We start from the raw sequence: 21,062 nt of genomic DNA on the forward strand, positions 1-21,062 counted from the left end.
TGCGTCACGTCACAGTTACTCAGAACCCCGCCCGCCCGGCAAATCAGGAGTCCCCCATGGCGAGCCCCACCGCACCCCGACCGACGCCGGTCCGCAACGACCGGACCCATTTCCTCTACATCGCCGTCATCGTCGCCGTGTTGCTCGGCATCGGTGTCGGCTTCATCTTCCCGGACTTCGCGGTCGAGCTGAAACCGCTCGGCACCGGGTTCGTCAACCTGATCAAGATGATGATCAGCCCGATCATCTTCTGCACCCTGGTGCTCGGCATCGGTTCGGTCCGGCAGGCCGCCAGCGTCGGCAAGGTCGGTGGCCTCGCGCTCGGCTACTTCCTGGTGATGTCGACGGTCGCGCTCGCCATCGGCCTGGTGGTCGGCAACCTGGTCCAGCCCGGTTCCGGCCTGAACCTGACCGACAAGCTGCGGGAGACCGGCCAGAAGCAGGCGGCCGGTGGGCACGAGACCACGGCCGACTTCATCCTCGGCATCATCCCGAAGACGTTGCTGTCCGCCCTGACCGAGGGCGAGGTGCTGCAGACCGTGTTCGTCGCGCTGCTGATCGGCTTCGCACTGCAGGCGATGGGCAGCAAGGGCCAGCCGATCCTGAACGGGATCGGGCACATCCAGCGGCTCGCCTTCAAGGTGCTGGCGATGATCATGTGGGTCGCCCCGGTCGGTGCCTTCGGCGCGATCGCGGCCGTCGTCGGCGCCACCGGCGTGGACGCCCTGGTCAGCCTCGGCAAGATCATGATCGCCTTCTACATCACCTGTGCGATCTTCGTGGTGGTCATCCTCGGCACGATCCTCAAGGTCGTCACCGGGCTGAACATCTTCCAGCTGCTGAAGTACCTCGGCCGCGAGTTCCTGCTGATCGTGTCGACCTCGTCGTCGGAGACCGCGCTGCCGCGCCTGATCGGCAAGATGGAGCATCTCGGCGTCGACAAGTCGGTCGTCGGCATCACCGTGCCGACCGGCTACTCGTTCAACCTGGACGGCACCGCGATCTACCTGACGATGGCGTCGCTGTTCATCGCCGAGGCGATGGACCAGCCGTTCTCGCTCGGGCAGCAGATCTCCCTGCTGGCGTTCATGATTCTGGCCTCGAAGGGCGCGGCCGGCGTGACCGGCGCGGGCCTGGCGACGCTGGCCGGCGGTCTGCAGTCGCACCGGCCGGACCTGGTCGACGGCGTCGGCCTGATCGTCGGGATCGACCGGTTCATGTCCGAGGCGCGGGCGCTGACGAACTTCGCCGGCAACGCGGTCGCCACGGTGCTGGTCGGTCACTGGACCGGATCCTTCGACAAGGAACAGGCCCGCCAGGTGTTCGCCGGCGAGGACCCGTTCGACGAGGCGGCCTTCGCGGCCGGCGACACCCACGCGGGCGACGTACCGGAGAGCACTCCGCCGGCGGTCGACAGCGGTACCGCGAGCCACCACTAGAACCATCTGTCCAACCCCTCAACGCTGCCCGTCAGCTCCCAAGCCACAGCTGGGAGTTGACGGGCAGCGTGCTTCACCGCCCGGTGAGCAGCTCGACCACCGGCGCGAGCTCGTCCAGATAGGTGGCGTTGATGGTGATGTACGACGCCCCGAAGTCGTCGCGCCGGCGCTGCAACTCGTCGGCCATCTGCTGAGGTGTGCCGCGCAGCAGCATCAGCGTGCCGCTCGCCTCGAACTCCGCGGGGGTCATGCCGGTCGCCTGCTTGCTCCAGGCGGGCAGTTCCGTCGTACCGGCGGCGAAGAGGTTCATGGCCAGCTCGATGTCGTCCGCACGAGGCCCGGCCAGCTCGCGGAGCTCTTTGGCGTACTGCGCGAACTCCTCGCGCGGCGCCGCAGCAGGCTTGGCCAGCGAGACGATGTCTGCTCGGGCGGCGGCCAGTGCGAGCGTGCGGGGTCCACCGGCCGCCAGCATGATCGGAGTGTGCTGGTCGCCGTCGAGCTTCGCCAGTTGGTCCAGCGTCTCTCGGACCTGGTCCCGGCGCTCCTTGGCCGATCCCCACGGCAGGCCGATCTCCGCTGCCTGCTGCTCGACCTGTGGGCGTCCGGTGCCGATGCCGAAGTCGAAACGGCCATTAGTCAGTACAGAGAGCGTGTGGGCGTCCCAGGCCGCTGCGCGCGGCGTACGGAGTGGGGCGGCGGCTACGAAGGTGCCGACGCGGATGTCGGCCGTTGCAGCCGCCACTGCGAGGGTGGGGAACGGCGACAGTAGCTGCAGCCCGTCTGGCATCAGCACGGTCGAGTAGCCGGCGTCTGCGGCTCGGCGTACGGTCTGCTGCCACTGGTCGGCGCCGCGGTCCGGACTGCCCACCACACCGAACCGGAATGCTCTGGTCGTCATCGTCCTGCTCCTCTCGAGTTTGGTGCTTCCAGCCTGGTCGGGAGCGGTGTTGTCCACATCCCACAGCGGGAGGCAGTCGGCGTACGCCGGTGGACGTAGGCTGGTGACATGTCACTGACGCGGAGCCCTCTGTTGGACCTTCCGGCTGCCGTGGAGGCCGACGGCCTGGACGCCGGGGTCGCTGCGCACTACGGCACCGACCTGCGTGAGCAGCGGGCCCTGGTGGCGGGCAAGGGCTTCGTCGACCGCTCGAACCGGGACGTGGTCACCATCAGCGGCCCCGACCGGCTCACCTGGCTGCACGCGATCACCAGCCAGTACTTCGAAGGCCTGCAGCCCGGCACGTCGACCACTGCCCTGTTGCTGTCCCCGACGGGTCACGTCGAGCACGCCATGTACGGCGTCGACGACGGTGAGACGTTCTGGCTGCACACCGAGCCGGGCGCTGCCGCGGCGCTGGTCGAGTGGCTGCAGAAGATGGTCTTCATGTCCCGCGTCGAGATCACCGACGTCACCGACTCCTATGCCATCGTCTGGCGGCCAGGGAAGCCGTCAGCGGACACCCAGGCGCTAGTGCGGGCCGGAGGTGACTCCTTGGGCGGCCACGAGCTGTTCCTGCCCAGAGGGGACCTCCAGGCCTTCGCTGAGCAGGCGGGTCCTGCTGCTGGCATCTGGGCCTACGAGGCGCTGCGGATCGAGGCAGGCGCTCCCCGGCTCGGGCTGGACATGGACGAGCGGGCAATCCCCAACGAGCTCGGCTGGCTTGGTATCGGCGTACACCTCGACAAGGGCTGCTACCGCGGCCAGGAGACGGTCGCGCGTGTCCACAACCTCGGTCGGCCGCCGCGTCGGCTGGTCCGGTTGCTGCTGGATGGTTCGGTCGACCACCTCCCCGGCCACGGGTACGCCGTACGGGTGGGGGAGAAGCAGGTCGGCTTCATCGGCTCTGCGGCCCGCCACCACGAGTACGGGCCGATCGCGTTGGCCCTGATCAAGCGCAACGTGGACCCGGAGGCGGTGCTCGAGGTCGTCGCCGAGGACCAACCGACGGTCACCGCGACCCAGGAGCTGCTCGTCGACCCCGAGGTCGGGCTGCACGTCCGCGCCCGGCTGTGAGCCGAATCATCTCCAATCTGGCTGTTTGCCCCTGACCTTTGCGCCGTACAGTTTCAGCCGTGACCGAACCTGTGCTCCTGGCCGACGTCGTCCGCAGTGGATTCGTCGAGAGCCACCACCGAGGCTCCGTAGTGGTGACCGCTCCCGACGGCTCCGTCGAGTGGTCGGCCGGCGTGATCGACCAGCCGATGTTCCCGCGCTCGTCGAACAAGCCGATGCAGGCGCTCGGCATGCTCCGCAACGGCCTCGACCTGGACGGCGAACTGCTCTCGCTCGCCGGGGCGTCGCACTCCGGTGAGGCGTTTCACCTGGACGGCGTACGGCGGATCCTCGCGGGCGCCGGGCTGGACGAGTCGGCGCTGCGCACGCCGGCGGCGTACCCGATCGACGACCAGGCCCGCGACGAGTGGGTCCGCGCGGGACATGGGCTCGACCCGATCACGATGAACTGCTCCGGTAAGCATGCGGCGATGCTCGCTACCTGTGTGGCCAATGACTGGGCGTTCCATCACGACGGCAACGCGACAGGTGCTGACGCGACCGGTGCCGACTGGGGGCGTAACGACTACCGCTCGCCTGAGCATCCGCTGCAGCAGGCGATCCGGACGGCCGTCGAGGACTCCGCCGGCGAGAAGGTCTCGTACGTCGCTGTCGATGGGTGCGGGGCACCCATCCTCGCCATCACCCTGGCTGGTCTCGCGCGGTCCTTCGGGCTGTTCGCCGCCGCTCCCGGTGACACCTTGGAAGGCCGTGTTGCCAACGCCTTCCGCGAGCACCCCAACTACGCCAGCGGCAGCCGCCGCGACGAGTCTGCTCTGATGCGTGCGATCCCTGGTCTGTTCTGCAAGGCCGGCGCTGAATCTGTTTACGCGGTGGGCCTCGCCGACGGTCGCGGCCTGGCTGTGAAGATCGACGACGGCAATCCGCGCGCCCGGGCGGTGGTGATGGCGGCGACGCTGCAGCGCCTGGGTCTCGACCACGAGGAGATCACCAAGCAGACCCGCTTGCCGCTGTACGGCGGTGGTGTCGAGGTGGGCGCGGTCCAGCCGCACGCTGCGGCTTTCGCCTGATCCTCCGGCCTTCCGCCTGATCCTCCGGCCTTCCGTCTGATCTTCCGGCTGTCCAGGGCTCGGCGCTGCTTTTCCACGCCCGCTCGCCGGAGGGCTCGTGGCGCTTGCGCGCCACCTCGTTAGAGCCTGGAAGCTGACGCGAGTAAGCCTGCGTTCCGGATCGACCGGTCTCCTGGACCTGTGGTGCCGGCCCGGTCATCCACGCCCGCCCCGCCCGAGGGCTCGTGGCGCTGCGCGCCACCTCGCCGTGCCTGGATGCTGACGGTGGCAAGCCTCCGATGCGGGGCAACCGATCTGCTCAGAGCGGTGAAAGTGGCGTGCCTGCTCGTCAACACCCGTCCGCCGGAGGGCTCGTGGCGCTAGGCGCCACCTCGCTAGCGCCTGGATGCTGACGCGAGTAAGCCTGCGTTGGGGATCGACCAAGCTGCTTGGTGCGGTGGTGCCGCAGCTACTCATGCACTGGAACTCGCTGCCGTCCGCCGAGGGGCTCGTGGCGCTGGGCGCCACCTCGCTTGCGCCTGGATGCTCACGCGGGCAGACCTGCGATGCGGATCAGCCGAGCTGCTTGGTGTGGTGGTGCCGGCGCTGCTCGTCAACGCCCGCTCGCCGGAGGGCTCGTGGCGCTGGGCGCCACCTCGCCGTGCCTGGATGCTGACGCGAGTAAGCCTGCGATGGGGATCAGCCGAGCTGCTTGGTGTGGTGTACCGGGGTGCTCATGCTCGACTGCCCGTCCGTGGGCTCGTGGCGCTGGGCGCCACCTCGCTTGCACCTGGATGCTCACGCGGGCAGACCCGCGATGCGGATCGACCGATCGGTCGGGGGTGGGCCAGCCCGCTCATCCACGAGGTGCACTGAGGCAACCTTCGGTGCATGGCTGCGGCGCGCACAGCGACAGGCAGTAGTAGCTGTTTCGGCCTTCGGCGACGGCTGATCACGCTGAGCGTGTCATCCCGGCACGACTACTGCCTGTCGTTGTACACGCATTTGGCCCGCGTGTTGGGCTGCAATGATCCGAGCGACATCTGCTTTTGCGCAGCCGCTCGCCGGGAGGCTCGTGGCGCTGGGCGCCACCTCGCTTGCGCCTGGATGCCGACGCGAGTAAGCCTGCGTTTGCGGGTCAGCCGACCTGCTTGGTGCGGTGGTGTCGAGCCTGCTCTTGCACGACCACCCGGTCGCCGGAGGGCTCGTGGCGCTGGGTGCCACCTCGCTAGCGTCTGGATGCTGACGCGAGTAAGCCTGTGTTGGGGATCAGCCGCTCGGCTTGGTGTGGTGGTGCCGCAGGTGCTCATGTGCTGGAACTCGCTGCCCGTCCGCCGAGGGGCTCGTGGCGCTGGGCGCCACCTCGCTTTCGCCTGGATGCTCACGCGAGTAAGTCCGCGTTGCGGATCAGCTGCACTGCTTGCTGCTGTGGCTGTGGTGAGTCGATGCGGGTGGTGGGCTGGTGCTGGGTGGTGTGCTTTGCTGGGAGACCAGTACGCCTTCGAGGATCGCCGTCGGCAGCAGCAGCCCGACCGTTGCTGGGTGGTCAGTCTGTCTCGCCGCATCACGGGCTTGATGGCGTGAGCATCCAGGCGCAGGCGAGGTGGCGCCCAGCGCCACGAGCCCACGGCGAGCGGCTGCGCAAAGTCAGATGTCGCTCGGAACAAGCGCGGCAGACGGTGCCGCGCATCCTCGACTCGAGTGAACGCCGATCATTGCAGCCCAGCATGCGGTCCACATGTGTGCACGACGACAGGCAGTGGTCTGCGCCGAGACGACACGCTGAGCATGATCAGCCGTCGAAGAGCCGAACAGTTACTACTGCCTGTCGCTGTGCACGCCGCAGCCATGCACCGAAGGTTGCCTCGGGTGCACCTCGTAGATGAGCGGGCAGGCCCACCCGGACCAGGCCGATCGGTTGATCCGCATGGCGGGTCTGCCCCGCGTGAGCATCCAGGCGCAAGCGAGGTGGCGCCCAGCGCCACGAGCCCTCGGCCTCGACGATCCCGGATCAGCAGGCGTGGCACCACCGACCCAAGCACATCGGCTGATCCGCATCGCGGGCTTACTCCGGTGACGCGGGCGCCTGAACGAGTCCACCTCGGACATCTTCGCGTCAGCATCCAGGCGCTGGCGAGGTGGCGCGCAGCGCCACGAGCCCTGGGAGGGGCGGTCGAGGATGAGCACCCTGGCACCACAAGCCCTCGGCAGCAGCGGACTCCGCTACATGAGCAACTGTGGCACCTGACAAGCTGCCTCACCCTCGCACTCCAAGGCAGCACGAGGCGCGACGGGGAGCCTCCGCGAGCAGACGAAGAAGGCATCAGCAGGGACGCAATAACCCAAAGTGACCGGCCTCACCCCGCCCTTGCTTGCAATTGCAAGCACTCTGCTAGCACTATGGACGTATGGCCAGGTTGAGTGATCGTGCTGCTGGAGCAGTTGGTTCGGTGGGGGAGTACCTCGCTGAGCAGCGGCGGCATGCGCAGCTGTCGTTGCGGCAGTTGTCCGATCTGGCTGGTGTGTCGAACCCGTATCTGAGTCAGATCGAGCGTGGGCTGCGGAAGCCGTCTGCTGATGTGTTGCAGCAGCTTGCGAAGGCCTTGCGGATCTCCGCGGAGACGCTCTACGTGCGGGCCGGCATTCTCGATCCGGACGAGAGTGAGGACGGCGCTCGGCGTACGCCGGGTGTGGTCGATGCTGTACTGCTCGACCCCGCGCTGAACGAGCGGCAGAAGCGCGTCCTGCTCGACGTGTACGGCTCGTTCGTCCGTGAGAACACGACCGAGGGCTCCGACGACGAGCCCACAACGGCAGCCGCGCCGGCCAAGAAGCCCGCGGCGGCCAAAAAGACCCCTGCACGAAAAAGCAGCACCCCGAAGAACCCGCTGAACCCGAAGACAAAAACCTCACGAGGAGATGCCTGATGGCAACCCGCACCCCCGTCACCCCGTTGTACGCGATCGCCGGCACCGCCGACCTGGCGGTGGAGAAGTTCCGCGCGGTCAGCGACGACGTCACCACCCGGTTCGCGAAGCTGGACCAGAAGACCGTGCAGTCCACCGTGCAGACCGAGCTGGCCAAGCGTCAGGCCGAGCTGAGCGAGCGGCTGGAGACCCTGGTCGCCAACGCCAAGACCGTGCCGGCCGCCCTGCGGGAGCTGCCGTCGGTCGCGCAGGCCGGGCTGACCACCGTCATCGGCCAGGCCGAGGAGACCTACGAGGACCTGGCCGGCCGTGGCAAGGACCTGGTCACCCGGATCCGTCACCAGAAGGCGTCCGAGGACCTGGTCGCCCAGGCCAAGACCACGGTGAGCAAGGCCAAGGCCACCCGCACCACCGCGAAGAAGACCGCTGACACCGCCACCCGCAACGTCAAGGCGACCGCGACCAGCGCCCGCAAGACCGCGAAGACCGCCACCAAGGCCGCCAGCACCGGCGCCGCCAAGGTCGGCAACTGAGAGTAGTTTCCCGGCTCTGCGGCGTACGGGTGGCCCCGATCCAGGTTCGACGGATCGTGGGCCACCCGTGCCTGGGTTAGGCTCGTGACATGCTCCCCCTCGCCACGTTCCAGAACCTGTTTCCCGGGTTCGGTGATCCCATCGGTGTCATTTGGTGGGCGCTGCTCGGTCTGAAGCTGGTCGCGCTGGTCGACGCGGCGTTCCGGCCGCGGGCGGTGTTCACCGCCGCCGACAAGCTGACCAAGCCCGGCTGGGTGCTGATTCTGGCCACCTTCACGCTGTCCCAGATCTTCCAGAGCTGGCTGAGCTTCATCGGCCTGTTCGGGATCGTCGCCGCGGCTGTCTACCTGGTGGACGCCCGGCCCGCACTGCGGGCGGCATCCGGCCGCGGACGCGGTGGCTGGGGCATTCGCCGCCGCCGGGGCCCGCGCCCGCTCTGACCCACCGGGACCACAGCCGGTACTACGACCGGTAGACGATCACCTTGTCGCCGACCTTCACCAGGTCGAACAACGCCTTGATCTTGGCCAGGTCGCGGACGTTCACGCAGCCGTGCGAAGCGCCGTTGTAGCCGCGCGCCGCGAAGTCCGAGGAGTAGTGCACCGCCTGGCCGCCGCTGAAGAACATCGCGTACGGCATCTTCGAGTCGTACAGCTTCGAGACGTGGTTGCGGCTCTTCCAGCCGACCGTGAAGCCGCCCTCGCGGGTGGCCGTCTTCTGCGCCCCGAACCGTACGTCGAACTGCATCTTCACCACGCCGTCGACCACGTACCGCAGCTTGCGGCTGGTCTTGTCGATGCACAGCGCGGTACCGGTCGCGCAGCGCTGGTCGAGCTTCTTGCCGTCCACCACCGGCGCCGGCGGGTACAGCTCGGCCTGGGTGGGCTCCCGGGTCGCGGCGGTCAGTTTCGTCCAGGTGTTCTGGTCGACATAGCCGAGCGGCGGGATCCCCTGTGAGGTCTGGAACTTCTTCACCGCTGAGCGGGTCATGGTGCCGAAGGAGTTGTCCAGCCACTGCTTGTCGAGCAGCTTGAGCTGGATCAGCCGGGCCTCGACCTTGCGCACCTCGGCGCTGCTGGAACCGTTCTTCCACAGGGCCTTCGGGTAGATCGGCAGCTCGCCCTTGACCTCGAACGGCACCGGCTTCAGTTCGGTGGTGCTCGCCTGGTGCTCCGGCGCGGCCGAAGCGGTGATCGCCGTCCCGGCAACCGCCGTGACCACCACCGCCGCGAGCACGTTACGGACAATCAGCGCACTACGAGTCCAGCGCATCGGAACCCCTCAAGTCGATCCGTCCCCAGTACTACGTAGGACGCCCACGCGGATCAGTTAGTTGGCATCGGGCGGACACCAACCCACCAAGCCTAAGCTACAAGCATGGAAATCGACCTCTCGACGGCTGATATCACCACTGTCGAGGCGGACGCGATCGTGAACGCGGCCCATCACGCCTTGCGCGGCGGTGGTGGCGTCGACGGCGCGATCCACCGGGCCGGCGGACCGGCAATCCTTGCCGACTGCATCGAGCGTTACCCCCACGGCGTACCGACCGGTGAGGCCGGCTGGACGACGGCGGGCCACCTGCCCGCGCAGTACGTGATCCATGTGGTCGGGCCGAACTACACCGCTGGGCAGCGGGATCCCGCGCTGCTCGAGTCCTGCTACCGCAACGCGTTGCGGCTGGCGGACGAGCTGGGGGTTCGCAGGCTGACCTGTCCGGCCGTGTCGGCGGGGATCTACGGGTGGCCGAAGGAGTCGGCGGCCGAGATCGCAGTACGGGTACTGCGGGAGACGCCGACCACTGTCGACGCGGTCACCTTCTGCCTGGTGGAACCCCGGCTCTACAAGGCGTTCTCGCAGGCACTCGGCCGGTAACGCGAAGCGGCGGCCACCTCCCGCAGGAGACAGCCGCCGCTCAGAAGACGTTGGGGATCAGGCGTTGTAGACCAGAACCTTGTCGCCGATCTTCACCTTGCTGAAGAGGAGGGCGATCTTCTTCTTGTCGCGCATGTTCACGCAGCCGTGCGAGGCGCCGTTGTAGCCGCGGGCGCGGAAGTCGGCCGAGTAGTGCACAGCCTGGCCACCGACGAAGAACATCGCGTACGGCATCGGGGTGTGGTAGATCGAGGAGACGTGGTTCTTCGACTTGCGGTACACCTTGAAGGTGCCGTTCTTGGTCGGGGTGCGGGTCGCGCCGAAGCGCGCGTCACCCTCGGCGACCAGCTTGCCGTTGACGAAGAACATCACCTTGCGGGTCTTCTTGTTGATGCACAGGTACCGCCCGGTCATGCACTGCTTGGCGACGTGCCGCCGACCCGGGAGGATGACCGTCTTCTTCGCTTTCGCCTTCGGCTTGGCCTTGGTGGCCGCCAGCGGAGCGACAACGGTCCTGGGCGCAACCTTCGGTGCCGCCACGGTCTTCGCGGCCGGAGCCGCGGCCTCAGCAGTTGTCGCGACGGTGAGAGCGCCTACCCCTACCATCGCGACCGCCGTGGTGGTGGCGCCGAGCTTACGCAGAATGCCCATGGTCCTTTTCCTTCCCCCAACTGATGTGCTTTTCACTAGGTCAGACGCAGCAGCCCGCCATCTGGTTGGTAACGATCCGGAAAATTCCCCCGTCGGATCGGCAAACCAGGTGAACGGGCTACTGAATCAGGCTTTGTTCTTCCGGCCGAGCTTCGCGCGCTCGATCTGGGTCAGCGCGAGCTTACGGATCCGGACCGCGTCCGGGGTCACTTCGACACACTCGTCCTCGCGGCAGAATTCCAGCGACTGCTCCAGCGAGAGCTTGCGGGCCGGCACCAGCTTCTCGAACTCGTCCGCGTTCGACCGGACGTTGGTCATCTTCTTCTCACGGGTGATGTTGACGTCCATGTCGTCCGCGCGCGAGTTCTCGCCGACGACCATGCCCTCGTAGACGTCGGTGCCCGGCTCGCAGAACATGGTGCCGCGCTCCTGCAGGTTCACCATCGCGTACGACGTGGTGACGCCGGTCCGGTCCGAGACCAGCGAGCCCGACGGGCGGGTGCGCAGCTCGCCGAACCACAGCTCGTAGCCCTCGAAGACGTGGTGCGCGATACCGGTACCGCGGGTGTCGGTGAGGAACTCGGTCCGGAAGCCGATCAGGCCACGCGCCGGAACCAGGAACTCCATCCGGACCCAGCCGGTGCCGTGGTTGGTCATCTGCTCCATCCGGCCCTTGCGGACCGCGAGCAGCTGGGTGACGGTGCCGAGGTACTCCTCGGGGCAGTCGATGGTCAGCCGCTCGACCGGCTCGTGCCGCTTGCCGTTGATCTCACGGGTGACCACCTGCGGCTTGCCGACGGTCAGCTCGTAGCCCTCGCGGCGCATCTGCTCGACCAGGATGGCCAGCGCCAGCTCGCCACGGCCCTGCACCTCCCAGGTGTCGGGACGCTCGGTCGGCAGCACCTTGATCGAGACGTTACCGATCAGCTCACGGTCGAGCCGGTCCTTGACCAGTCGCGCGGTGACCTTGGTGCCCTTGACCCGGCCGGCCAGCGGCGAGCTGTTGGTGCCGATGGTCATCGAGATGGCCGGCTCGTCCACCGTGATGAACGGCAGCGCGACCGGGTTCTCCGGGTCGGCCAGGGTGTCGCCGATCATGATCTCCGGGATACCGGCGATCGCGACGATGTCACCAGGGCCGGCCGAGTCGCCGGGGACGCGCTCGAGCGCCTCGGTGATCAGCAGCTCGGTGATCTTGACCTTCTGGATGCTGCCGTCGTGCTTGCACCAGGCGACCTGCGAGCCCTTCTTCAGGGTGCCTTCGTGCACCCGGACCAGGGCCAGCCGGCCGAGGAACGGCGAGGCGTCCAGGTTGGTGACGTGCGCCTGCAGCGGGGCGTCCTCGGTGTACGACGGGGCCGGCACGTTCGCCAGGATGGTCTCGAACAGCGGCTCGAGGTCCTCGGAGTCGGGCATCCCGCCGTCGGCCGGCTGGGTCAGCGAGGCGCGGCCGGCACGAGCCGAGGCGTAGACGACCGGGAAGTCCAGCGCGGACTGGTCGGCGTCGTGGTCGAGCAGGTCGAGGAACAGCTCGTAGGTCTCGTCGACGACCTCGGAGATCCGGGCGTCGGGACGGTCGACCTTGTTCACCACCAGGATCACCGGCATCTTGCGGGCCAGCGCCTTGCGCAGTACGAACCGGGTCTGCGGCAGCGGACCCTCGGAGGCGTCCACCAGCAGTACGATCGCGTCCACCATCGACAGGCCGCGCTCGACCTCACCACCGAAGTCGGCGTGGCCGGGGGTGTCGATGATGTTCAGCGTCATCTGCTCGCCGTTGGCCATCTTGTGCCGGACGGCGGTGTTCTTGGCGAGGATCGTGATGCCCTTCTCACGCTCCAGGTCACCCGAGTCCATCGCTCGTTCGTCGACGTGCTGGTGGGCTCCGAAGGCGCCGGACTGCCACAGCATCGCGTCGACCAGGGTGGTCTTCCCGTGGTCGACGTGGGCCACGATGGCCACGTTGCGCAGATCATTACGGAGGGGCATGCGGAAGCGCTCCAAGCAAGTCGGATTGAGGTCAGGCGGTGGCTACGGCAAGTCCTACGTGCCACTGGAGACGCAGTGCGCAGCCGTCTCATCCTACGCGCCACCCGGGGAAGGACCGAATCCGCGGAACTCTTTGACATTCGTTCGCTGTACGTACAGTCTATAAATGGACGCCTGGGGAGGGGTCCGTACCTCGGGGGGTCGCGCCACCGGGGGTCGAGTCGCCGTGGGGGGTGGGCTCGACTCCTGGCCGCCGGCCAAGGAAGAAGCACCGTGCCGCGATCGGCCAGCACCAACCGTGAGCTGCGGGAGAGGTCCCGCGAGCGGATCCTCGCGGCTGCCCTGGAAGTCTTTGCCGAGAAGGGTTACGAGGCCGCGTCGATCTCCGACGTGACCCAGCGCGCCGCGGTCTCCCGCGGTCTGGTCACCTACTACTTCGCCAGCAAACAGTCGCTGGCCGCCGAGTTGCTGGACCGCTGGCTGGACGGGATCGGCGCGATCCTCACGCTGCAAGGCAGTGCGGACCAGAAGCTGGCCGGGATCATCGACGGCAGCCTGCTGGCGGCGGTGTCCACATTGCCGATCCAGCGGCTGGCGATCTCGCTGATGATGCAGCCGGGCACGCATGACGTCTTCGCCGCGGTCGAGTCGGCCAAAGCCGCGCAGTTGGGGGAGATCGAGGACGTCATCCGGTCGATCTTCGCCGAGCGTGGCGCCGCCGATCCGGCCGTCGAGGAAATGTTGCTGAGGGCAACACTCGAGGGGGTGACGGTGAAGCTGGCGATCTATCCGGAGACGTTCCCGGTGGAGGCTGTCCGCCGCCGCTTGCACGAGGGCTACGGACTGCCTGTACCGGCCAGTCCGTTACCCATTACTTCTCCTGAGATAGGTCGCCTCAGGGCTGAGTGACCCGGTGGACCTTGTGCTGTGCGGCTTGGGCGCGGGGACGGACCGTCAGGCGGTCGATGTTGACGTGCTTGGGGCGGGTGGCGATCCAGGCGACGATGTCGGCGATGTCGTCGGCGAGCAGCGGCTCGGCGACCCCGGCGTACACGGCGTCGGCCTTGGCCTGGTCGCCCTCGAAGCGGGTCAGCGCGAAGCCCTCGCTCTTCACCATCCCCGGCGCGATCTCGCAGACCCGGACCGGCTGGTCCCACAGCTCCAGCCGGAGCGTGTCGACGACCGCCTTCGCGGCGTGCTTGGCCGCGACGTACCCGCCGCCGCCCTCGTAGGCGACCTGGCCGGCCGTCGAGCCCATCACGACGATCTGGCCCTCCGCGGCGATGAGTGCCGGGAGCAACGACTTGGTGACGGCCGCGACGCCGATCACGTTCACCTCGAACATCTGCCGCCAGGCCGCCAAGTCGGCCTCCGCGACCGGCTCGAACCCGAACGCTCCGCCGGCGTTGTTCAGCAGCAGATCGACCCGGTCACCGACAGCTGCGGCCAGCGCTGCGACGTCCTCGGCCGAGGTGACGTCGCACTGCACCGCGCGACCGTCGATCTCCTTGGCCAGCGCCTCGATCCGGTCCAGCCGCCGGGCGGCGCAGATCACCTCGAACCCCTCTCGGGCGAGGTACCGGGCCGACGCGGCCCCGATCCCACTGCTGGCTCCGGTGACAACTGCGACTGGCCTTGCTGCTCCGCTCATGGTTGTAGTCTCCCAGCCTGCTCGCCGACCGGAGGAACCCGTCCGCACAGTAGAACGTCGATGGTTGGGGAGGAGGGCCATGGATAAGGACCTGAGCAAGCCGGAGCCGGAGCGCCGTACGCCGGACCCGGTCTTCTCGCCTGCCATGTCGGAAGTGGCCGTCGCCCATCTGCTGGAGTACCCCGAGGCGATGGTGCGGGCGAGCGACCCGACGCCCGAACGACGCGTCGGGCCGCGGAACGTCACCGGTGACTTGGTCAAGGGCCTGATCGGGTTCGTAGGCATCGCGACCGGCCTCTGGTTCCTGTTGCGCTGGGGGCTCTACGCGGTCCTGCCAGACGGGCTGGCCTTCTGGCTGGCCGGCGCGTTCGCAGTACTGGGAGGGCTCTTCGTGCTGCTGGGGATCGGCGGAACGCTGACGGAGCAGGACGAACAGCTTGCTGCTCGCGAGTGGCACGGCCGGTACCTGAGTGCGGCGGACTGGGACGACGAGTCGGCCGCGCTGATGCTTCGCGCTCAGGACGCGGTCCGGGCTGTCGAGGACTCCGAGGTGAACGGGCGTGGGCTGCTCGACGCGGTGAAGAACGACGTGGTCCTGCCGGAACAGCTCTGGGACCTCGGCCGGGTCCTCCAACAGGTCTCCGTACTGCGAGCGCAGCAGGCCGAGATCGGCAAAGGCCTCGACGAAGCCCAGCTGGACCAGGTTCTCGGTGCTCAGCGGCGGGCACTGAAGCTGTCAGCGGCGGCGATGGAAGCGAAGGTCGTCAAGCTCGAGCAGTACGCCCAGCAGGTCCGGCTGGCAGACGCAGTACTGCGCGCAGAGGCGGCCGCCCACCTCGCGGCCGCGGACAGCGACCGGTACCTCGAACTCCTGGCGACCACCGAGGTGGCCGGCAGCAGCAGCGTGCTCGACGAGCTCAGCGCTGACTCGGCCGAGGTCAAGAACGTGCTGGCCCGCAGCCTCGCCGCGGCGCTCGAGACCGGGCAGCTACTGGCTGAGCCGGACAGATAGGGAGAAGTCCCGATTTCGCCTGACAGCCCCGGAGTTACGCTGAGCAAGTGACCCAACCCTTGGCAGACCGTCCTCTCCGGCGGGTCGCGATGATCAGCCTGCACACCTCGCCCCTGGACCAGCCCGGTATCGGCGACGCCGGTGGGATGAACGTCTACGTGGTCGAGCTGTCGAAGCGGCTGGCGATGCTCGGGATCGAGGTGGACGTCTTCACCCGCGCCACCTCGTCCGCGATCCCCGCGAAGGTCGAGCTGCTGCCAGGCGTCACGGTGCGCAACGTGGCCGCCGGCCCGTACGAGGGGTTGTCGAAGCACGAGCTGCCGTCGCAGCTGTGCACCTTCGCCCGCGCCGTACTCCGGGCAGAGGCTGTTCGCGAGCCTGGCTACTACGACGTGATCCACTCGCACTACTGGTTGTCGGGCCAGGTCGGGCTGCTCGCCCGGGATCGCTGGGCCGTGCCGCTCGTGCACACCATGCACACGATGGCGAAGGTCAAGAACGCCAGCCTGGCCGCCGACGACGTACCGGAGCCGCAGGCCCGGTTGCTCGGCGAGGAGCAGGTGGTCGAGGCCGCTGACCGGTTGCTGGCCAACACCGAGGACGAGGCGCAGGAACTCATCAGCCTGTACGGCGCGCAGCCGGCGAAGGTCGGCGTCGTCAATCCGGGGGTCGACCTGGAGGTGTTCAGCCCGGGCGACCAGGCGGTCGCACGCAAGACGCTCGGGTTGCGCGAGGACGCGATCGTGCTCGCGTTCGTCGGCCGGATCCAGCCGTTGAAGGCGCCGGACATCCTGATCCGGGCCGCGGCCAGGATGCTGGCGAAGGACCCGTCGCTACGCGAGCGGCTGGTGGTCGCGATCATCGGCGGGCCGTCCGGCAACGGGATGGAGCACCCTGAGGCGCACGCGGAACTTGCCCGTGACCTGGGCGTCGACGACGTGACGTGGTTCGTGAAGCCGATGGTCCGGGCCGGGCTGGCCGACTGGTACCGGGCGGCGTCGGTGGTCTGCGTACCGTCGTACTCGGAGTCGTTCGGGCTGGTCGCCCTGGAGGCTCAGGCCTGCGGTACGCCGGTGGTCGCGGCGGCCGTCGGCGGGCTGACGACCGCGGTCGCGGACGGCCGGACCGGGTTGCTGGTGCCGGGCCACGACATCGACGACTTCGCCGACGCGCTGCGCCGGATCGCGACGGATCCGCCGCTGCGCGAGACGATGAGCCGCGCCGCGGTCGGGCATGCGAGTGGCTTCGGCTGGGAACTGACCGCGGAGAGGACGCTGGCGGCGTACCGGATCGCGCAGCAGACGATGGCGGCCGAACTGGCCCAGGAGGTTGGTCGATGAGAGTCTCCGCGGCGGACGTGATTCGCCAGGTGCTGACCGAGAACGAACTCGAGTTCACCGAGGCCGAGCCGGGGGTGTTCAGCACCGACCTGCCCGGCGAGCGCAAGCTGAAGACGACGGTGTCGCTGACGGTCGGCGCGCAGGCGGTCCAGGTGCACGCGTTCGTCGCGCGCCGGCCGGACGAGAACCACGAGGCGGTCTACCGCTGGCTGCTGGAGCGGAACCTGAAGATGTACGGCGTCGCCTTCGCCGTCGACCACCTCGGTGACATCCACCTGGACGGCCGGGTGCCGCTGCACGCGATCACGCCGGGCGAGGTGGACCGGCTGCTGGGCGCCGTGCTGGAGTACTCCGACACGTCGTTCAACACGATCCTCGAGCTGGGCTTCGCGTCGTCGATCCGCAAGGAGTACGACTGGCGGATCAAGCGCGGCGAGTCGACCCGGAATCTGGACGCGTTCAAGGGCTGGCTGGAGCCTCGGTAAGCTCAGCTCCATGACTTACCGCCTGATCCTGCTGCGCCACGGCCACTCCGACTGGAACGCCAAGAACCTGTTCACCGGCTGGGTCGACGTCGACCTGAACGCCCAGGGCGTGGAGGAGGCGCACCGCGGCGGCCAGCTGCTGCTCGAGCGCGACCTGCTCCCGGACGTCCTGCACACGTCGCTCCTGCACCGCGCCATCCGGACGGCGAACATCGCCCTCGAGGAGGCCGGCCGGTCCTGGATCGACGTCCGCCGCTCGTGGCGGCTGAACGAGCGCCACTACGGCGGTCTGCAGGGCAAGGACAAGAAGCAGACCCTGGAGGAGCTCGGCGAGGAGCAGTTCATGCTGTTCCGCCGCTCCTACGACACCCCGCCGCCGGCGATCGAGCGCGGCTCGGAGTTCGACCAGGCTGGCGACCCGCGGTACGCCGGCCTCCCGCCGGAGCTGCTACCCGCCACCGAGTGCCTCAAGGACGTCGTCGAGCGGATGCTGCCGTACTGGTACGACGCGATCGTCCCGGACCTGCGCGCCGACAAGACCGTCCTGGTCACCGCCCACGGCAACTCGCTGCGCGCCCTGGTCAAGCACCTCGACAACCTCGACGAGCAGACCGTCGTCGGCCTGAACATCCCCACCGGCGTCCCGCTGTACTACGAACTCGACGAGAACTTCAAGCCGGTCAAGGCCGGCGGCGAGTACCTCGACCCCGCCGCGGCCGCCGCCGCGATCGAAGCAGTCAAGAACCAAGGCCGCTGAACAAAGTAGCCCCCGGCAACCGTTGGTTGCCGGGGGCTACTTCTTGTGCAGGGTCAGTGGCTGCCGTTGCCGTTGCCGTTCGGGCCGGGGGTGGAGGCGCCGGCGCCGGAGCCGGCGGCGGTGCCGCCGATGGCGACCGGGAGCTCGCCGGTGACCAGGTAGACGACCCGGCGGGCCATCGAGACCGCGTGGTCGGCGATTCGCTCGTAGTACCGGCCGAGCAGGGCGATGTCGACCGCGACCTCGACGCCGTGCGGCCAGGAGTCGTCCATCATCAGCCGGAACTGGTTGCTGCGCAGCTTGTCCATCTCGTCGTCGACCGCCTCCAGCTTGGCGGCCGCCTCGACGTCGCGGCTCTTGATCACGTCACCGGCGCCGTCGACCATCCGGCCGGCCACGCCGCCCATCTCCTCGATCACCGGGTGCAGCTCGGCCGGGATCGCCGAGGCCGGGTAGCGCAGCCGGGCGATCTTCGACACGTGCGCGGCCAGGTCGCCCATCCGCTCCAGGTCGGCCACCATCCGCAGCGCGGCGACCAGCATCCGCAGCTCGTTGGCGACCGGGGACTGCCGGGCCATCAGCTCGAAGACCTTCTCCTCGACGCCTTCGCCGGCCGCGTCCAACTGGATGTCGGCGGCAATCACTTCCTCCGCCTGCCGGATGTCGGCGGTCAGCAGCGCCGTGGTGGAGCGGCGTACGGCGGTCGACACCGTCCGGGTCATCCGTTCGAGCTCGGCGAGGATGTCGTCGAGCTGCTCGTGATAGGTGTCGCGCATCGTGTCTGCTTCCGATCTGTGGTGTGTCCGGTACTGCGTGGGCGGGGCGACCGCGGGCACGGAACAGTTCCCGCCCACGCTGGACGGTATGCCAGCCAGGTTGCCGGTCGGCGACGAGTGGTGAACGCGCGATGAACAGTTAGGACGCGTTCCGGTCATCGGGTGCTCATTCGGTCTTTCCCTGCTGGTTGCCCGCGTAGCATCGGTGCTGTGGACCCCACGCTGGCTGCGGTGCTGGGCGGCGTCATCGGCGCGGCTCTGGCTCTGCTTTCACTCGGAGCGCTCGTGCTGAGTGAGCGGTCCCAGACCAAGGTTCCGGTCTCCCCGGACCCGATCGTGCCCAGTGGCGTCGCCACCGTCTTGTCCGTACTGCGCTCGTCGGCGGTCGTGATGGGCCCCGAGGACCAGGTGCTGCAGGCCAGCGCCCCGGCGCACGTGCTCGGCATCGTCCGGGGCGAGCGGCTGGTGGTGGACGACCTGCTGACCATGGTCCGGGCGGTCCGCCGCGACGGCGAGATCCGGCAGCAGGACCTGGAGATCGTCCGCGGCCGGCTCGGCGCCACGCAGTACGTGAGCGCCCGGGTGGCCCCGCTCGGCAGCCAGCTGGTGCTGGTGCTGGTCGAGGACCGGACCCGGGAGCGCCGGCTGGAGGCGATCCGCCGCGACTTCACGGTCAACGTGAGCCACGAGCTGAAGACCCCGATCGGCGCGATCATCCTGCTCGCCGACGCGGTCGCCGAGGCTTCCGACGACCCGCCGGCCGTCCAGCGCTTCTCCGGCCGGATGCGGATCGAGGCGAGCCGGTTGAGCCGGCTGGTCAAGGAGATCATCGAGCTGTCCCGGCTGCAGGGCGACGACCCGCTGGAGCACCCCGCTCCGGTCGACATCAACGGCGTGATCGAGGCAGCGGTCGACCGCTGCCGGGTTGACGCCGAGGGCCGCGGGATCAACCTGGTCGTGAAGACCGACCCCGCCCTCGAGGTGATGGGCAGCGAGGACCAGCTGGCGATCGCGATCGGCAACCTGGTCGAGAACGCCGTCAACTACAGCCCCGACGGGACCAGGGTGGCGGTCGCCGCCCACCCGATCGGGGACCTGGTGGAGATCACCGTCAGCGACCAGGGCGTCGGGATCCCGAGCAGTGACCTGGAACGCATCTTCGAGCGGTTCTACCGGGTCGACCGGGCCCGCAGCCGCGAGACCGGTGGCACCGGCCTCGGCCTGTCCATCGTGAAGCACATCGCCTCGATCCACGGTGGCGACGTGCGGGTCTGGAGCGTCGAGGGCCAGGGATCCACCTTCACCGTCCGACTCCCGCTGCGGCTCGATCCCGCGACCGGGCAACCGACGGACTGCTCCATCCAGGAGAAGTCCGAGCTACCCCCGACGCCGACCCCGTCGGAGAAAACCAAGGAGGCAGCTTCGTGACCCGAGTGCTGGTCGTCGAAGACGAAGAGAGCTACAGCGACGCGTTGTCGTACGTACTGCGCAAGGAAGGGTTCGAGGTCGCCGTCGCGGAGACCGGACCCGACGCGCTGGACGAGTACGACCGGGCCGGCGCCGACATCGTCCTGCTGGACCTGATGCTGCCCGGCCTGTCCGGCACCGAGGTCTGCCGCGCGCTCCGCAGCCGCGGCAACGTGCCGGTGATCATCGTGTCGGCCAAGGACACCGAGGTGGACAAGGTGGTCGGCCTGGAGCTGGGCGCCGACGACTACGTCACCAAGCCGTACAGCCCGCGCGAACTGCTGGCCCGGATCCGCGCCGTACTGCGCCGCGGCGCCGACGTCGAGCTGCTGCCGGACACCCTCGAGGCCGGGCCGGTCCGGATGGACGTCGAGCGGCACGTCGTCACCGTCGGCGGAACCGAGATCCGGCTTCCGCTGAAGGAGTTCGAGCTGCTCGAGATGCTGCTCCGCAACACCGGGCGGGTGCTGACCCGCGGTCAGCTGATCGACCGGATCTGGGGCGCGGACTACGTCGGCGACACCAAGACGCTGGACGTGCACGTGAAGCGGCTGCGGTCGAAGCTGGAGAAGGATCCGTCGAATCCGTCGCACCTGGTGACGGTGCGCGGGCTGGGGTACAAGTTCGAGGCCTGATCTCCGGGGCGGGTTGCCTCTAGAGTCCAGGGATGGATACGACGGCTCCTGTACCCCGGGTTCTCGTGATCGGGCTCGATCCGTATCGGGTGCCCGGACCCTGGGATCCCGGCCGATCGCTGAGGCGATCGAGCTGGAGCGAGTTCGTTTCGCCGAGGAGGGCGTCGGGGCCGAGTTCTGTCTGTTCGGTCTCGACGGAAGTGACGACATCGCGGCGGTGGTGACCGCCGCGCTGGGCGTTCGGTCGTGGGAGTGCGTGGTGATCGGCGGCGGGGTGCGGAAGCCGGAGGATCAGCTCGAGCTGTTCGAGCAGGTGATCAACCTGGTACGCCGCCACGCCCCCGACGCGGCGATCGCGTTCAACAGCAACCCGACGGACACCTTCGAGGCGGCTGCGCGATGGATCGAGCTCCCTGGCGATGGGTTAGCTTAGGCTGTCCTAAGTCAATATCCTCGTCGCTG

General features: G+C 68.4%; 21 protein-coding genes. 15 read left to right on the top strand and 6 right to left on the bottom strand.

What is annotated here, in order from left to right:
* Positions 1-56: 56 nt before the first annotated feature.
* Positions 57-1,439, top strand: coding sequence for a cation:dicarboxylase symporter family transporter (locus AB0P21_RS38215; protein WP_363703830.1), 1,383 nt, complete (start codon positions 57-59; stop codon positions 1,437-1,439).
* Positions 1,440-1,512: 73 nt separating this feature from the next.
* Here the strand turns inward: AB0P21_RS38215 and AB0P21_RS38220 are convergent, their stop codons facing one another.
* On the bottom strand, positions 1,513-2,337 hold the full coding sequence (locus AB0P21_RS38220) for an LLM class flavin-dependent oxidoreductase (protein WP_363703832.1): 825 nt from the start codon (positions 2,335-2,337) through the stop codon (positions 1,513-1,515).
* Between the two features lie 108 nt (positions 2,338-2,445).
* On the opposite strand from AB0P21_RS38220, the gene AB0P21_RS38225 reads away from it, so the two are divergent.
* The 5 genes from AB0P21_RS38225 to AB0P21_RS38245 all read left to right on the top strand — a co-directional run bounded on the left by AB0P21_RS38225 (position 2,446) and on the right by AB0P21_RS38245 (position 8,402).
* Positions 2,446-3,453 carry a folate-binding protein gene (locus AB0P21_RS38225; RefSeq protein ID WP_363703834.1) on the top strand — a complete coding sequence of 336 codons (1,008 nt, stop codon included), beginning with the start codon at positions 2,446-2,448 and terminating at the stop codon, positions 3,451-3,453.
* Positions 3,454-3,512: 59 nt separating this feature from the next.
* A complete protein-coding gene (locus AB0P21_RS38230) occupies positions 3,513-4,523 on the top strand; it encodes an asparaginase (protein WP_363703836.1) in 1,011 nt (336 codons plus the stop codon).
* 2,387 nt (positions 4,524-6,910) lie between these two features.
* The gene (locus tag AB0P21_RS38235; RefSeq protein WP_363703838.1) at positions 6,911-7,429 is read left to right on the top strand and encodes a helix-turn-helix transcriptional regulator; all 519 of its coding nucleotides are present in this window, start codon (positions 6,911-6,913) and stop codon (positions 7,427-7,429) included.
* A complete protein-coding gene (locus AB0P21_RS38240) occupies positions 7,429-7,962 on the top strand; it encodes a hypothetical protein (protein WP_363703840.1) in 534 nt (177 codons plus the stop codon). The genes AB0P21_RS38235 and AB0P21_RS38240 overlap by 1 nt, the downstream gene beginning before the upstream one ends.
* A gap of 89 nt (positions 7,963-8,051) precedes the next feature.
* Complete coding sequence (locus AB0P21_RS38245) at positions 8,052-8,402, top strand: DUF2516 family protein (protein ID WP_363703842.1); 351 nt, start codon at positions 8,052-8,054, stop codon at positions 8,400-8,402.
* 22 nt (positions 8,403-8,424) lie between these two features.
* Here AB0P21_RS38245 and AB0P21_RS38250 read toward each other — a convergent pair whose 3' ends face one another.
* Positions 8,425-9,234, bottom strand: a complete 810-nt coding sequence (locus AB0P21_RS38250; RefSeq protein WP_363703844.1) for a L,D-transpeptidase family protein — start codon at positions 9,232-9,234, stop codon at positions 8,425-8,427.
* 105 nt (positions 9,235-9,339) lie between these two features.
* Here AB0P21_RS38250 and AB0P21_RS38255 point away from each other — a divergent pair, with 105 nt between their 5' ends.
* On the top strand, positions 9,340-9,837 hold the full coding sequence (locus AB0P21_RS38255) for an O-acetyl-ADP-ribose deacetylase (protein WP_363703846.1): 498 nt from the start codon (positions 9,340-9,342) through the stop codon (positions 9,835-9,837).
* Between the two features lie 57 nt (positions 9,838-9,894).
* Here AB0P21_RS38255 and AB0P21_RS38260 read toward each other — a convergent pair whose 3' ends face one another.
* The gene (locus AB0P21_RS38260; RefSeq protein WP_363703847.1) at positions 9,895-10,488 is read right to left on the bottom strand and encodes a L,D-transpeptidase; all 594 of its coding nucleotides are present in this window, start codon (positions 10,486-10,488) and stop codon (positions 9,895-9,897) included.
* Positions 10,489-10,614: 126 nt separating this feature from the next.
* Positions 10,615-12,477 (bottom strand): translational GTPase TypA, encoded by a 1,863-nt coding sequence (typA, locus tag AB0P21_RS38265; protein ID WP_363703849.1) that lies wholly within the window; start codon positions 12,475-12,477, stop codon positions 10,615-10,617.
* A 273-nt stretch (positions 12,478-12,750) separates the two neighbouring features.
* On the opposite strand from typA, the gene AB0P21_RS38270 reads away from it, so the two are divergent.
* Positions 12,751-13,386 carry a helix-turn-helix domain-containing protein gene (locus tag AB0P21_RS38270; protein ID WP_363703851.1) on the top strand — a complete coding sequence of 212 codons (636 nt, stop codon included), beginning with the start codon at positions 12,751-12,753 and terminating at the stop codon, positions 13,384-13,386.
* Here the strand turns inward: AB0P21_RS38270 and AB0P21_RS38275 are convergent.
* Entirely contained in the window at positions 13,373-14,128 is a 756-nt protein-coding gene (locus tag AB0P21_RS38275; protein WP_363703853.1) for an SDR family NAD(P)-dependent oxidoreductase, read from the bottom strand. The two genes, AB0P21_RS38270 and AB0P21_RS38275, sit on opposite strands and share 14 nt — an antisense overlap.
* 79 nt (positions 14,129-14,207) lie before the next feature.
* On the opposite strand from AB0P21_RS38275, the gene AB0P21_RS38280 reads away from it, so the two are divergent.
* From AB0P21_RS38280 to AB0P21_RS38295, 4 genes are read left to right on the top strand one after another with little or no spacing between them, the layout of a single operon-like run.
* Entirely contained in the window at positions 14,208-15,140 is a 933-nt protein-coding gene (locus AB0P21_RS38280) for a hypothetical protein (protein ID WP_363703855.1), read from the top strand.
* 47 nt (positions 15,141-15,187) lie between these two features.
* On the top strand, positions 15,188-16,480 hold the full coding sequence (mshA, locus tag AB0P21_RS38285) for a D-inositol-3-phosphate glycosyltransferase (protein ID WP_363703857.1): 1,293 nt from the start codon (positions 15,188-15,190) through the stop codon (positions 16,478-16,480).
* Positions 16,477-16,965, top strand: coding sequence for a YbjN domain-containing protein (locus AB0P21_RS38290; protein ID WP_363703859.1), 489 nt, complete (start codon positions 16,477-16,479; stop codon positions 16,963-16,965). The genes mshA and AB0P21_RS38290 overlap by 4 nt, the downstream gene beginning before the upstream one ends.
* A 10-nt stretch (positions 16,966-16,975) precedes the next feature.
* Complete coding sequence (locus AB0P21_RS38295; RefSeq protein ID WP_363703861.1) at positions 16,976-17,722, top strand: phosphoglyceromutase; 747 nt, start codon at positions 16,976-16,978, stop codon at positions 17,720-17,722.
* A gap of 53 nt (positions 17,723-17,775) precedes the next feature.
* On the opposite strand, the gene phoU is transcribed toward AB0P21_RS38295, so the two are convergent.
* Complete coding sequence (phoU, locus tag AB0P21_RS38300) at positions 17,776-18,498, bottom strand: phosphate signaling complex protein PhoU (protein ID WP_363703863.1); 723 nt, start codon at positions 18,496-18,498, stop codon at positions 17,776-17,778.
* Between the two features lie 210 nt (positions 18,499-18,708).
* On the opposite strand from phoU, the gene AB0P21_RS38305 reads away from it, so the two are divergent.
* The 3 genes from AB0P21_RS38305 (at position 18,709) to AB0P21_RS38315 (ending at position 21,033) form a co-directional block, all read left to right on the top strand.
* Positions 18,709-19,926 carry an ATP-binding protein gene (locus tag AB0P21_RS38305; protein ID WP_363703865.1) on the top strand — a complete coding sequence of 406 codons (1,218 nt, stop codon included), beginning with the start codon at positions 18,709-18,711 and terminating at the stop codon, positions 19,924-19,926.
* Complete coding sequence (locus AB0P21_RS38310; protein WP_363703867.1) at positions 19,923-20,600, top strand: response regulator transcription factor; 678 nt, start codon at positions 19,923-19,925, stop codon at positions 20,598-20,600. The genes AB0P21_RS38305 and AB0P21_RS38310 overlap by 4 nt, the downstream gene beginning before the upstream one ends.
* A 220-nt stretch (positions 20,601-20,820) precedes the next feature.
* Positions 20,821-21,033 (top strand): hypothetical protein, encoded by a 213-nt coding sequence (locus AB0P21_RS38315; RefSeq protein ID WP_363703869.1) that lies wholly within the window; start codon positions 20,821-20,823, stop codon positions 21,031-21,033.
* Positions 21,034-21,062: the final 29 nt, after the last annotated feature.

This window comes from Kribbella sp. NPDC056861, assembly GCF_040687575.1.
In the GTDB taxonomy this organism is placed as follows: Bacteria; Actinomycetota; Actinomycetes; order Propionibacteriales; family Kribbellaceae; genus Kribbella.

Bases quoted from the DNA above. Each gene is read 5' to 3' on its own strand.
- AB0P21_RS38290 (WP_363703859.1), top strand. From the start codon at position 16,477: ATGAGAGTCTCCGCGGCGGACGTGATTCGCCAGGTGCTGACCGAGAAC.
- AB0P21_RS38245 (WP_363703842.1), top strand. From the start codon at position 8,052: ATGCTCCCCCTCGCCACGTTCCAGAACCTGTTTCCCGGGTTCGGTGAT.
- AB0P21_RS38255 (WP_363703846.1), top strand. From the start codon at position 9,340: ATGGAAATCGACCTCTCGACGGCTGATATCACCACTGTCGAGGCGGAC.
- AB0P21_RS38280 (WP_363703855.1), top strand. From the start codon at position 14,208: ATGGATAAGGACCTGAGCAAGCCGGAGCCGGAGCGCCGTACGCCGGAC.
- phoU (WP_363703863.1), bottom strand. From the start codon at position 18,498: ATGCGCGACACCTATCACGAGCAGCTCGACGACATCCTCGCCGAGCTC.
- AB0P21_RS38260 (WP_363703847.1), bottom strand. From the start codon at position 10,488: ATGGGCATTCTGCGTAAGCTCGGCGCCACCACCACGGCGGTCGCGATG.
- AB0P21_RS38250 (WP_363703844.1), bottom strand. From the start codon at position 9,234: ATGCGCTGGACTCGTAGTGCGCTGATTGTCCGTAACGTGCTCGCGGCG.
- AB0P21_RS38295 (WP_363703861.1), top strand. From the start codon at position 16,976: ATGACTTACCGCCTGATCCTGCTGCGCCACGGCCACTCCGACTGGAAC.
- AB0P21_RS38220 (WP_363703832.1), bottom strand. From the start codon at position 2,337: ATGACGACCAGAGCATTCCGGTTCGGTGTGGTGGGCAGTCCGGACCGC.
- AB0P21_RS38235 (WP_363703838.1), top strand. From the start codon at position 6,911: ATGGCCAGGTTGAGTGATCGTGCTGCTGGAGCAGTTGGTTCGGTGGGG.
- AB0P21_RS38215 (WP_363703830.1), top strand. From the start codon at position 57: ATGGCGAGCCCCACCGCACCCCGACCGACGCCGGTCCGCAACGACCGG.
- AB0P21_RS38275 (WP_363703853.1), bottom strand. From the start codon at position 14,128: ATGAGCGGAGCAGCAAGGCCAGTCGCAGTTGTCACCGGAGCCAGCAGT.
- typA (WP_363703849.1), bottom strand. From the start codon at position 12,477: ATGCCCCTCCGTAATGATCTGCGCAACGTGGCCATCGTGGCCCACGTC.
- AB0P21_RS38225 (WP_363703834.1), top strand. From the start codon at position 2,446: ATGTCACTGACGCGGAGCCCTCTGTTGGACCTTCCGGCTGCCGTGGAG.
- AB0P21_RS38240 (WP_363703840.1), top strand. From the start codon at position 7,429: ATGGCAACCCGCACCCCCGTCACCCCGTTGTACGCGATCGCCGGCACC.